This window comes from Roseivivax sp. THAF30 (assembly GCF_009363575.1).
GTDB lineage: Bacteria > Pseudomonadota > Alphaproteobacteria > Rhodobacterales > Rhodobacteraceae > Roseivivax > Roseivivax halotolerans.
Map to the genome: position 1 here is coordinate 2,234,629 of NZ_CP045389.1, position 12,390 is coordinate 2,247,018.

Genomic DNA, 12,390 nt, shown 5'->3' on the forward strand with positions numbered 1-12,390 from the left:
CCCGATGAGGAAGTGCCACGCCTTATACGGAAAGGCGCGGATGGGTCAAAACACGATTATATGGGGCGGCGGCGTTGCGCCGCCCGCATATCACTGGCGGCGCAGGCCATCCAGTGCGGCATCTTCGACAAGCCAGGTCTGAAGCCCGTCGCGGATGCCGGCCGCCATGCCCGCGCGCCAGGCCGGATCACGCAGGTTCCTCAGCTCTTGCGGCGTCGACAGGTATCCGACCTCGATCAGCACGGACGGAATATCGGCGCTTTTCAGCACAGAGAAGCCCGCCGACCGCAAGGGCCGCTTGTGCACGTTGCCCGTCGCGTTCTCGATCCCGCCCACGAGCGCCCGGGCCAGCCCGGTGCTGCGCGGCGCCGTGTCGAGCCGCGCAAGATCCATCAGCACGCCCGCGACCCGATCGTCGGTACGCGCAAGATCGAGCCCGGCAAGGATGTCGTCGCGGTCATGCCGTTCGGCCAGTGCCGCCGATGCCGCGTCCGAAGCCTCTTCGGCCAGGGTATAGACCGTCGCGCCGCGCGCGATGCCCTCGGCCAATGCGTCGGCGTGCAGCGACAGGAAGACGTCGGCGTTCGCATCATGGGCTGCCTCGATCCGCCCTTCGAGCGAGACGAAAACGTCGTCATCGCGCGTCATCGACACTTCGAATCCGCCCGCGCGCAGAAGCACCTCCTTAAGCTCGCGCGCGAAGATCAGCATGAGGTTGGCCTCGGTTTCGCCGCCATAGACCGCACCCGGATCGATGCCGCCGTGACCGGGGTCCAGCATCACACGCAGGGGCAGTCCCTCGACACCGCCCCGCGCGGCGGCGCGCACAGGCGCGGGGTCGGGCAAGTCCCAGCGGGGATCGCGCGGCGCCCCGGCACGTGCGGCGAAGGTCTCGGCATCGGTCTCGGCAAGGCGCAGGCGCAGCTTGGCCGCCCCGGTCTCGGGGTCGAGAGACAGGCCCGCCTGTTCCACGGCCATCGGCGTCTCGAGAAGCGCGACCAGGCGCGACCAGCCCTCGCGATACGCGCCGGTATGCACCTCGGAGATCGCCTCGGATCGATCGAGCGTCGCGGGATCGACACCGCCCCAATCCACTTCGCGGAAGTCGAGCACGAGCCGCGCCGGATCGCTCAGCGTGAAGACGCGCCACGGCACGCCCTGGCTTAGCGCAAGCGTCACCTCTGTTCCGCGCCCCCAGGCCCGGTCGGTGATCGCGCTGTTCTCGGCGTCGAGCCGCGCAAGACCGCCCAAGGCGCGCTCCTGCGCTGTCAGGGGGCTGGCTGCCAATGCCGCCAGACATGCGATGATCGATAGAAACCGCCGGGTCATTCTCTGCTCGTCTTATTTGCAGCGAACATACCGCAGAAACGAGGGTATTGTCTGCCCCTCGATGCGCGACATTTCCGTGACCCGGTTACGCCCCGCGCGGCTCCATGTAGGCTTTGAGCCGCGCGAGACCTTCCTCGATATCGGCGGTGCTGCGCGCATAGGAAAACCGGAGCGTCCTGGCCCCGCGCTCGGGATCGAAATCGAGCCCCGGCGTCACCGCGACGCCTGCGTGCTCAAGGATGTCTGCCGCCAGCGCGCGACTGTCCTCGGTCAGGTGGGAGACATCGGCATAGACGTAGAAGGCCCCGTCGGGCGGCGCGATCCGATCAAAGCCCGCTTTCGGCAGCCCGTCGAGCATCAGCTGGCGATTGCGGCGATAGACCGCCATGTTCGCTTCCAGCTCGTCGTTCGCATCCATCGCGGCGAGGGCCGCAACCTGCGCAGCATGGGGCGCGCAGATGAAGAGGTTCTGGGCCAGCCGCTCCACTTGCCTCAGCTGCGCCTCGGGCACGACCATCCAGCCAACACGCCAGCCGGTCATTGAGAAGTATTTCGAGAAGGAATTGATGACGCAGACATCGTCCGAGATCTCGAGCGCGGAAACCGCGCGATCCTCGTATTCGATGCCGTGGTAAATTTCGTCCGAGATGAACGCCGCGCCGCGATCTTGCGCGCAGGATATCAGCGCGCCGAGCGCCTCCCGCCCGAGCATCGTGCCTGTCGGGTTCGCGGGCGAGGCCACCATCAGCCCTTGCCAGTCCAGCGCCTCGAGATCCGCGGGAACGGGCTGCAGGCGGTTCGCGTCCGAGGCTTCGACCTCCAAGGGTTCGAGATCGAGCGCGCGCAGGATCTGCCGGTAGGACGGGTATCCCGGCCGCCCGAGCGCCACCTTGTCGCCCGCATCGAAGAGCGCCGTGAAGGCGAGGATGAACGCGCCCGAGGAGCCGGGCGTGACGACAACCCGCGCGGGGTCCAGGTCGACGCCGTACCAATCCTTGTAGAGCCGCGCGATCCGCGCCCGGAGCGCAGGCATCCCGAGCGCCACCGTATAGCCGAGCGCATCAGCCTCCATCGTCTCGGCCAGGGCCCGCCGCGCAGCTTCCGGCGCGGCCGTGCCGGGCTGGCCGACTTCCATATGGATGATGTGGCGGCCCGCGTCCTCGGCGGCGCGCGCGGCCTCCATCACATCCATCACAATGAAGGGATCGACATCACCCCGTCTTGAGTTCCGCATCGCGCGCCTCCTAAAGTCCGCCCCATGTCTGAAAGGGACGGGGCGGACAGTCAATGCGGACCATGCGGGTCATCATCCTGAGCCTTTGCTTGGCGCTCGTCGCCGGCACCCCTGCCCGCGCGCTGACGCTGCTGCGCGATGCCGATATCGAATATGCGCTGTCCGAGCTCGCCCGTCCGATCTTCGCGGCCGCTGGGCTGAGCCCCACGAACACCAAGGTGCTTCTGGTCGACGATACCAGCCTCAACGCCTTCGTAGCGGACAATGCGCATATCCTCATCCATTCGGGCCTTCTGATGAAGCTCGAGACCGCGCGCTCGGTCCAGGCGGTTCTGGCGCATGAAGCCGCGCATATCGCCAATGGCCATATCTCGCGCCGCGCCGCGAACATGCGCTCCGCGCGTACGGCAGCGGGGCTCGGCCTCATCCTGTCGGGTCTCGCGGCGACGCAAAGCGCCGAGGCGGGGCTTGGCTTGGCGGTCGGCACGCAATCCTCGGTCCTGCGGAACTTCCTCGCCCATACCCGCGCCGAGGAGGCCGCCGCCGACCAGAGCGCCGTGCGCTACATGATCCGCGCCGGGATAGACCCGATGGGCGCCGTCGAGGTGATGCAGATCTTTCGCGGCCAGGAGGCGCTGACGATCTCCCGGCAGGACCCCTACATGCTCACGCATCCCTTGTCGCGCGACCGGCTTCGCACGCTCGAAGGGCTCGCCAACGCGTATGGCCGCGACATTCCCAAGGATCCCACGGCGGAATACTGGTTCCAGCGCGCCAAGGGCAAACTGACCGCGTTCGAGCGCAACCCCGGATGGACGCTGAAGCGCGCGGGCGAGAGCGCAACACCCGATATCCGCCATATGCGCGAGGCGGTCGCCCATCACCGCCGCGCCGATCTGGGCCGGGCCATCCAGTCGATCGACGCCGCGCTGGCACAGCGCCCGAATGATCCGTTCCTCCTCGATCTCAAGGGCCAGATCCTGCTCGAAAGCCGCCGCGCGCCCCAGGCCGTTGCGGCCTATGCCCAGGCGGCGCGCTTTGCCCCGAAATCGGCGCTGATCCTCGGCGGTCTCGGCCGGGCGCAGCTGGCCTCTGGCGACACGGGGGCGGCGCTTGCCACGCTCGAACGCGCCTATGCGCGCGATTCCCAGGATCCACGTCTTTTACGCGACCTCTCGGTGGCCTATGCACAGACCGGACAGAACGGCCTCGCCTCTGCGGCGACCGCCGAACGCTACGCGATACAGGGCCGCCTGAAGGATGCGGCCATCCATGCCGAGCGCGCGCTGCAGCTTCTGCCGCGCGGCTCACCGGCCTGGCGGCGCGCCGAGGACGTGGCCGTCGCCGCCCGCACCGCCGCCCGGCGCTGACAGACGAGACACCAAAGGAGTCCCCATGCTGAAACCGACCCTGACCGCCCTCGCCCTTCTGACCGGCACGACCGCGCTGGCGCAGAATATCGACGTCACCGACATGAGCGATGCAGAGCGCGACGCGTTCCGCGCCGAGGTGCGCTCCTACCTGATGGAGAACCCCGAGGTCATCATCGAGGCGGTCAACGCGCTCGAGGCGCGGCAGGCCCAGGCCGAGGCGCAGGCCGCCGAAGCCGCGGTCGGCGACAATACCGACGCGATCTTCAATGACGGCGTCTCCTGGGTCGGCGGCAACCCCGATGGCGACATCACCGTCGTCGAGTTCATGGATTACCGCTGCGGCTATTGCCGCCGGGCCAAGGCAGAGGTCGAGGAGCTGGTCGCCTCCGACGGCAATATCCGCTTCGTCCTCAAGGAATTCCCGATTCTCGGTGAAGCTTCGCTGACCATGTCGCGCTTCGCCATCGCGGCCAAGAACGTCGCGGGCGACGAGGCCTATAAGCAGGTCCACGACGCGATGATGGAGCTGACCGCCGATCCCACGGAAGACGCGCTGCGCGGCGTCGCGGAAGAGCTGTCGCTCGACGCCGACGCGATCATCGCCGAGATGGGCTCCGATGCCGTGAATTCCCAGATTGCCGAGACCCGTGCGCTCGCCGAAGAGCTGGCGATCCGGGGCACCCCGACCTTCGTGATGGGCGACGAGCTGGTGCGCGGCTATGTCAGCCTCGAGGAAATGCAGGAGATCGTCGCCGCCGAACGCCAGGAGGGCTGATGCCGGCACGCTATCTTGTGGCGGCCGGTCTCACGCTGGCCGCCACGCCCTTGGGCGCGGGCCCCTTCGAGACAGAGACCGCGCGCGCTGCCTTCGGCGCGGAGATCCGGGAGCTGATCCTCGACGAACCCGAACTCGTGGGCCGCGCGCTGAACCCGCCCGTCCCGGCCCCCTCCGACATCTACGCCGATGCGCGCGATGAGGATCTTGGCCGTCTCGAAGCCGAACGGGCCGCGCTTTTTGCCGAGACGCGTCCGCGCATCGGACCTGACGGCGCGCCCGTTGCCTTGGCCTTCCTGACTGGCCCCGATTGTGCGGACTGCGCCGCGGCGGAGGCCGAGCTTGCGGCGCTCATGGAGCGGCTTGGCCTCGCGGCGACGCGCCTCGATGCCTCCGACCCGGACGTCGCCCAGGCGATGGACCGCTTGACGCTCGACACGCTGCCGTCCTACGTGCTGCCGGACATGATGGTGCGGGGACAGATTCCCCCGTTCGTGCTCGAGCGCTACATCTCTCCGTGACCGCGCCGCATCATCCGCCCACACATCCCTAGCGCCCCGGAGGCCTGATGCCCCTGAAGATCGACGTTCTGCTCGATTACGCCCTTGATGCGCCCACGGACTGCCTCGTGCAGATCAACGCGGCCGCCCTGCCCGACCAGGCCATCCGCAACGAGACGCTGAACGCGCATGGCGCGGAGGCGCGGATCAACCCGGCCGAGGACGAGATCGGCCTGAGGCTGTGGTTTCACGAGGCCGAGGCGCTGACGCTGGAATACACGACCGAGGTCCGGATCGACCGCGAGGTGCGCGATATAGGCGCATTATCGATGGACAGCCCCGCCGATCTGCCGCGCGACGTCGTGAAATACCTTCTTCCTTCGCGCTTTTGCCCGTCCGACAAGTTCATGACCTACCTCTCGACCGCCTTTCCGGGGCTTACCGGCGGCGCGCTCGCCATCGAGCTGGAGGAGTTCGTGCGACGCAACTTCACCTATGTTCCGGGGGCCTCCGGCCCCGAGACCTCGGCGCTCGAAACCTTCGTCACGCGTCAGGGCGTCTGCCGGGATTTCGCGCATATGCTGGTGACGCTGGCCCGCGCCGGCACGATCCCCGCGAGGGTGGCGAGCGTTTACGGGCTGGGCGTCGTGCCTCAGGATTTCCACCTCGTCGCGGAACTCTGGCTCGACGGCGCGTGGCACATCATGGACCCGTCGGGGATGTGCGGCCCGCGCGACGTTGCCCGCATCTGCGTCGGCCGCGATGCCACCGACGTCGCGTTCCTGACAAGTTACGGCCGTGCGACGCTCATGCGTCAGAACGTGATGGTGACGGAAGTCTGAGCCCTATTCGGCGGGCTCAGCCTCTTCGGGGCGCTCGGCCTCGCCGGCCTCGATGGCTTCGGCGCGCTTCTCGACCTCCTCGACGATGTGGTCGATCATCTGGTCGTTGGACATCTTGTGGCTGGCTTTGCCCGCGAGATAGACCATGCCCGATCCCGCACCGCCGCCGGTGAAACCGACGTCGGTCATCAGCGCTTCGCCCGGCCCGTTCACCACGCAGCCGATGATCGAAAGCGACATCGGCGTCTTGATATGGGCGAGCCGGTCTTCAAGCGTCTCGACCGTCTTGATGACGTCGAAACCTTGCCGCGCACAGGACGGACAGGAAATGATGTTCACGCCGCGGTGGCGCAGCCCCAGCGACTTCAGGATCTCGTAGCCGACCTTCACTTCCTCGACCGGATCGGCCGAAAGGGAGACGCGGATCGTGTCGCCGATGCCCATCCACAGAAGATTGCCGAGGCCGATCGCGCTCTTGATCGTGCCGGACATGAGTCCGCCCGCCTCGGTGATCCCGAGATGGATGGGCTTGTCGGTCGCTTCTGCGAGCTGCTGATACGCGGCGGCGGCCATGAACACGTCGGACGCCTTGCAGGAGATCTTGAACTCGTGAAAGTCGTTGTCTTCCAGCACCTTGATATGTTCGAGCCCGGATTCCACCATCGCGTCCGGGCACGGCTCGCCGTATTTTTCGAGCAAGTGCTTCTCGAGCGATCCGGCATTGACGCCGATCCGCATCGAACAGCCGTGATCGCGGGCCGCCTGGATCACCTCTCGCACGCGATCCTTGGAGCCGATATTGCCCGGATTGATCCTGAGGCAGGCCGCGCCGTTCTCGGCGGCCTCGATCCCGCGGCGGTAGTGGAAGTGGATATCGGCGACGATCGGCACCGGGCTTTCGCGCGTGATCTCTTTCAGCGCTTTCGCGGAGGCCTCGTCCGGCACGGAGACGCGGACGATGTCGGCCCCCGCTTCGGCAGCGGCCATGACCTGCGCCAGAGTGCCTTTGACGTCAGTCGTCGCGGTGTTCGTCATCGTCTGCACGGAAATCGGCGCATCGCCCCCGACCGCTACATCGCCGACCATGATCTTGCGCGAGGTGCGGCGATAGATGTTGCGCCAGGGACGGACGTGGTTGAGGCTCATCGCCTGCTCCTTTCAGCCCTGCGCCGCACAGGAAAAGGGGCGGCGCGTCTCACCCTCCTAGCTAGTCGGAGGGCGCGCGCCTTGCAAGCCGCACAGGATCACTCGGAGGTGGGGAGATCCGGTGTTCCGGAGACGTTGAGCTCTGCCACGACGCGCGCGAGATCCGCATCCGCCTCGATCTGCGCGACCTCGTAGGTCTGCGACAGGTTGTCCACCGACAGGGCCAGGTTCGACGTGACCGAGCCGCGCGGGCCGACCGGTCCGTAGGTCTGACCGTTCATGGCGAAATAGACCGCGCCCGACTCGCCGATCCGCAAGGTCGGAGCCTCTTCTGTGCGCGGCACGTCGAACGTGTCGCCCGCATTCATGATCGCCTCGTAGATCACGGTGCCGTCGGCGGCGCGCACGCGCACCCAGGCCGGACGCACGGCGATCATGGTCACGCCCGGCCCGGTGGTTTCGAGAACCTGCGGGCCGCTGGCCACTTCGTTGGCCTGGCCAAGCGCCTCGGCAAGTGCGCCCTCGACGCCCGAGACCGCCGCGGTGGAGCTTTGCCCGTTCACGGCTGCGAACTGGGCCTCTGCATCCTGCGGCCCCTCGCGATGCGGCAAGGACCGCCGGTCGGCATCCGCGAAAGCGCCGACGCTGGCCGGATCGAGCGTGGAGATAGGCGCATCACGCGCGACGAGCACAGGCACATCCAGCGCCTGCGGGCGGTAAAGTCGGTCGAGCGCCTCGGAAGACGGCGGATTGAACACGCCCGATCCGTCGGCAGTCGTGTCGTCCTCGGTGGTTGCACTGGCGACGTCGACCGGGTCGAGGTCCGACAGCACGACTGGCGTCTGATCAACTGGCGCGAGGCGCACGCGCTGCACCTCCTGCAGGACCGTCCAGCCGCCATAGCCGATACCGGCAACGAGCAGGAACAGAACCAACGTCGATCCAATCGCGCTCGGCTCTACCCGGCTGAGAAAGGATTCGCCGGCGGGAGCGAAAGAGATGCGCGGCTCTGCGAGAGGATCGCGATCCGGTCGCGGAGCGACGATCGGCTCCTTGCGCTTTACCGAGGATGCCTCGTCAGACATGCCATGCGCGGTAGAGAAACCGCTTTCGGCGCAGAACTGCGAGAAGGCCTCATCGGGATCGAGCCCGAGATAGCGCGAATAGGACCGGACATAGCCCGCGATGAAGCCGGGCGTGTCGAAAGCGGTGGGGTCGGTGTTTTCAATCGCGGCGATGTAATTCGCCTTGATCCGAAGCTCGCGCTCAACGTCGAGGAGGGACTTGCCCATCGTGGCGCGCTCGCCGCGCATCACGTCGCCGAGCCGCACTTCGAAGTCGTCGTAACCTTGCGGTGCGACGATGTCGTCTTCGACTGATTTTCGGGATTTTCGCCCGATCATGACGTCTGCCCCACTCTTAGAAAAAACGCGCCAACCGTCCATGAAGCCGCGTGTCCCACGATTCGTGCGTGAGCTTATTTCCGCTAACGATAGCACATGGCAACGAAATTCTAAGCGTTTTAAGGCCTAGGCAGACAATTCGGCACGATTCAGCGCACAATGCGACCACAGCTCATCCATCGCGCGCACGAGCGTGTCGATTTCTTTCGGCCCGTGTACCGGCGACGGCGTGAAGCGCAAACGCTCCGTGCCCCGCGGGACCGTGGGGAAGTTGATCGGCTGCACGTAGATACCGTAGCCCTCGAGCAGCATGTCGGACAATTGCTTGGTGTGAACCGGATCGCCGACGATGACCGGCACGATATGGCTGCCGTGATCGATGATCGGCAGGCCCATCGCCTTGAGGCGGGTCTTGAGGATCTTCGCCTGCGTCTGGTGCAGGTCGCGCCGCGCCTGGTCACGCTTGAGATGCGCCACGGATGCGGCCGCCCCGGCCGCCACGGCGGGCGGCAGCGAGGTCGTGAAGATGAAGCCCGGCGCGTAGGATCGGATCGCGTCGCACATCTTGGCAGAGGCCGCGATATAGCCGCCCATCACGCCGAACGCCTTGGCGAGCGTGCCGTTGATGATGTCGAGCCGGTGCATCAGGCGGTCGCGCTCCGCGACGCCTGCGCCGCGCGGGCCATACATGCCGACCGCGTGCACTTCGTCGATATAGGTCAGCGCGCCGAACTCGTCGGCGAGATCGCAGATCGCTTCGATCGGACCGAAATCGCCATCCATCGAATAGACCGATTCAAACGCGATCAGCTTGGGCGCATCGGGATCGTCCGCTTCCATCAGCTCGCGCAGATGGTCGACGTCGTTGTGCCGGAAGATGCGCTTGGCCCCGCCATTGCGGCGCACGCCTTCGATCATGGAGGCGTGGTTCAGCGCGTCGGAATAGATGATGAGACCCGGAAAGAGCTTTGGCAGCGTCGAGAGCGTGGCATCGTTGGCGATATAGGCGGAGGTAAAGAGAAGCGCCGCTTCCTTACCGTGCAGATCCGCCAGCTCCGCCTCGAGCCGCTTGTGATAAACGGTCGTGCCCGAGATGTTGCGCGTGCCGCCGGAGCCTGCCCCGGTCGCGTCGATCGCCTCGTGCATCGCCTCGAGGACGACCGGATGCTGACCCATGCCGAGGTAATCGTTGCCGCACCAGACTGTGATCGGGGTCTCGCTGCCATCGGCGCGCGTCCAGGTGGCGTGGGGGAACTGTCCCTGACGGCGCTCGATATCGATGAAGGTCCGGTAGCGGCCTTCCTCGTGCAGACGCTCGATCGCCTGGTCCAGTTGTGCGTCGTAATCCACGCTTCGTCCTCCGTCGTCGTGAGTGCCGCGAGGAAAGCGGCGCCCGTCGCAAGGTGAGTATCGCTGCCGCCTTCGCAAGACAACCGCATAGGCCGGGACCGAGGGTCGCAGCTTTGATCTCGATCAACTGGGCCGCAACCTTTCCCGACGTTAAGCGCCCGGCGCTCATCTCGGCATCGATCCCCGCCATTGTGGGCGATATAGGACTAGCGCCCAAATTCTGAATATCCGATGTCGCATTCCCTTCGAAACCGCGACGAATTGGCTGGTTTTCCTGCCCCCTCGCCGGGCACTGGACACGGCGAGACGCCCTGATACCTATGGTTCAGCTTCTCTCGAAAGGTCACGTTCCCATGTCCCTCGACGCCGTTCTCTCCCGTATCGATGCAGATCTCGACCCCGCGCTGGAGCGTCTGTTCGACCTCCTTCGGATCCCGTCGATCTCCACCGATCCCGAATACCAGGCCGATTGCGACCGCGCGGCGGAATGGCTGGTCAAGGATCTGAACGCGATGGGCATCGCGGCCGAGCGGCGCGAAACACCGGGCCATCCGATGGTCGTGGCGCATGTGGACGGCGATGGTCCGCATCTTCTGTTCTACGGCCATTATGATGTGCAGCCCGTCGACCCGCTGGAGCTTTGGCACCGCGACCCCTTCGATCCGGCTATCGAAGAGGTGGACGGACAGAAGGTGATCCGGGCGCGCGGCGCGTCCGACGACAAGGGCCAGCTCATGACCTTCGTGGAGGCGTGCCGCGCCTACATGGCCGAACATGGCAAACTGCCCTGCAAAGTGACCTTCTTCTTCGAGGGAGAGGAGGAATCGGGCTCGCCCTCGCTCGTGCCCTTCATGAAGGAAAACGCGGCGGAGCTGACGGCGGACGTCGCACTGATCTGCGACACGACGATGGCCGCGCCGGGCCTTCCGTCCATCGCCACGCAGCTGCGCGGGATGCTCAAGGAGGAATTCACCCTCAAGGGTCCGAGAATGGACCTGCATTCGGGCCTCTATGGCGGCCCCGCGCTCAACCCGCTCCGTGAGATATCAAAGCTCATCGCGAGCTTCCATGACGAGACGGGGCGCGTCGCGGTCGACGGCTTCTACGAGGGCGTGCCGGAGCTGTCCGACGAGCTGCGCCGCCAATGGGCCGATGCCGGTTTCGACGAGACGACGTTTCTGGGCCGCATCGGCATGAGCCGCGCGCATGGCGAGGAGGCTTTTTCGGCGATGGAGCAGGTCTGGGCACGCCCGACGCTCGAGGTCAACGGCATGTGGGGCGGCTATACCGGCGCGGGGACCAAGACGGTCATTCCCGCCGAGGCGCATTGCAAGCTCACCTGCCGCCTTGTCGGCGATCAGGACCCCGCGCAGGTTCGCGACGCCCTTCGCGCCCATATCGAAGCGCGCCTGCCGGTCGATACGGAGGTCGTCTGGCATGGCAGCCTCGACGGCGCACCCGCCTCGGTGATGGATACATCGCGCCCGGAATTCGAGCTCGCCCGCGGCGCGCTCAGCGACGAATGGAGCCGCGAGGCCGTCTTCGCGGGCATGGGCGGATCAATCCCGATCGCGGGGTATTTCAAAACGATTCTCGGCATGGAGCCGATGCTGATCGGGTTTGCAAAGGATGACGACGCAATCCACTCCCCGAACGAGAAATACGACGTGGAGAGCTTCCATAAGGGCATCCGGTCATGGGCCCGTATTCTCGATGCGCTTGGACAGGCGGCGCCGTGATCTGAACGAAGGCCCGAGCCGGAAGCGTTGCATTTATGCAAATACAACCTCTCCAGATGGTCGATTAAGCGCCTATCCCGAATTGTGCCCGCGCCTCACCTTTTTTGGGTCACAATCCTTAAGCTCTTTGGGCACATGGGAAAGACGTTCAAGAAACAGGGGCTACAGGAGTTCAAGGCGCGCATCGGTCGCGTCGACAGCTTCTATGCGCGCCACGGATTTTCAAAGCCGATCGTGAGCAATCGCTGCGAGCGGCCGGTCCTCTGGTCGATCATTGGGTTCGCCTGGATCGGCTTCGTGATCTCGATTGCCGAGAACCGCGCCTATCTCGAGGAAAGCCTCGCGCAAGGCGCGCTCTCCGCGCAGCACCGGGATTGGATCCTCTATGCGCTGGCGGCGCTGGTCGTTGTCTCGGCGATCAAGCTCGGTTTTCACGCCATGCGCTGCCTGCTCCGTGGCCGCGAACAGCGCGGCGTCTCGGGCAGCCTGCTTGTCGGTGCCCTTGGCGCGATCGTTGTGACCCAGATACCGGCGGATGCCCTGCATGGCGGGGTAGAGATTCTCGGCGCCGGAACGCAGGCCATCCTGCTCGCGGCCACGGATACAGCCGAGAAGACGATCGGCGTCGACACCTCCACCATCGCCTTCGTCTCACGGTCGATCACCGACTGATCTTGGCGCGTCCCGTCAGCCGGCCTA

11 protein-coding genes are annotated in these 12,390 nt (G+C 66.0%); 6 read left to right on the forward strand and 5 right to left on the reverse strand.

Features of this window, described 5'->3' with window-relative positions; genetic code table 11:
• Positions 1-90: 90 nt before the first annotated feature.
• Positions 91-1,329 carry an N-acetylmuramoyl-L-alanine amidase gene (locus FIU91_RS10885; RefSeq protein ID WP_152462460.1) on the reverse strand — a complete coding sequence of 413 codons (1,239 nt, stop codon included), beginning with the start codon at positions 1,327-1,329 and terminating at the stop codon, positions 91-93.
• Between the two features lie 85 nt (positions 1,330-1,414).
• Positions 1,415-2,563 (reverse strand): pyridoxal phosphate-dependent aminotransferase, encoded by a 1,149-nt coding sequence (locus tag FIU91_RS10890; RefSeq protein ID WP_152462461.1) that lies wholly within the window; start codon positions 2,561-2,563, stop codon positions 1,415-1,417.
• A gap of 53 nt (positions 2,564-2,616) precedes the next feature.
• Between FIU91_RS10890 and FIU91_RS10895 the strand changes: the two genes are divergently transcribed.
• From FIU91_RS10895 to FIU91_RS10910, 4 genes are read left to right on the forward strand one after another with little or no spacing between them, the layout of a single operon-like run.
• Positions 2,617-3,933 (forward strand): M48 family metalloprotease, encoded by a 1,317-nt coding sequence (locus FIU91_RS10895; RefSeq protein ID WP_152462462.1) that lies wholly within the window; start codon positions 2,617-2,619, stop codon positions 3,931-3,933.
• Positions 3,934-3,958: 25 nt separating this feature from the next.
• Positions 3,959-4,711 carry a DsbA family protein gene (locus tag FIU91_RS10900; protein ID WP_093009874.1) on the forward strand — a complete coding sequence of 251 codons (753 nt, stop codon included), beginning with the start codon at positions 3,959-3,961 and terminating at the stop codon, positions 4,709-4,711.
• A complete protein-coding gene (locus FIU91_RS10905; RefSeq protein WP_152462463.1) occupies positions 4,711-5,232 on the forward strand; it encodes a hypothetical protein in 522 nt (173 codons plus the stop codon). Before FIU91_RS10900 ends, FIU91_RS10905 begins: the two co-directional genes overlap by 1 nt.
• Before the next feature lie 47 nt (positions 5,233-5,279).
• A complete protein-coding gene (locus FIU91_RS10910) occupies positions 5,280-6,053 on the forward strand; it encodes a transglutaminase family protein (RefSeq protein WP_152462464.1) in 774 nt (257 codons plus the stop codon).
• 3 nt (positions 6,054-6,056) lie between these two features.
• Here the strand turns inward: FIU91_RS10910 and ispG are convergent, their stop codons facing one another.
• From ispG to hemA, 3 genes are all read right to left on the reverse strand, one after another.
• Positions 6,057-7,199: a flavodoxin-dependent (E)-4-hydroxy-3-methylbut-2-enyl-diphosphate synthase gene (ispG, locus tag FIU91_RS10915; RefSeq protein WP_152462465.1), complete on the reverse strand. Its 1,143-nt coding sequence runs from the start codon at positions 7,197-7,199 to the stop codon at positions 6,057-6,059.
• A 98-nt stretch (positions 7,200-7,297) separates the two neighbouring features.
• A complete protein-coding gene (locus tag FIU91_RS10920) occupies positions 7,298-8,602 on the reverse strand; it encodes a helix-turn-helix domain-containing protein (protein ID WP_152462466.1) in 1,305 nt (434 codons plus the stop codon).
• A gap of 126 nt (positions 8,603-8,728) precedes the next feature.
• The gene (gene hemA / locus FIU91_RS10925; protein WP_152462467.1) at positions 8,729-9,952 is read right to left on the reverse strand and encodes a 5-aminolevulinate synthase; all 1,224 of its coding nucleotides are present in this window, start codon (positions 9,950-9,952) and stop codon (positions 8,729-8,731) included.
• 353 nt (positions 9,953-10,305) lie between these two features.
• Between hemA and FIU91_RS10930 the strand changes: the two genes are divergently transcribed.
• A complete protein-coding gene (locus tag FIU91_RS10930) occupies positions 10,306-11,691 on the forward strand; it encodes a dipeptidase (RefSeq protein ID WP_152462468.1) in 1,386 nt (461 codons plus the stop codon).
• 135 nt (positions 11,692-11,826) lie between these two features.
• Positions 11,827-12,363 (forward strand): hypothetical protein, encoded by a 537-nt coding sequence (locus FIU91_RS10935; RefSeq protein ID WP_152462469.1) that lies wholly within the window; start codon positions 11,827-11,829, stop codon positions 12,361-12,363.
• Positions 12,364-12,390 lie beyond the last annotated feature (27 nt).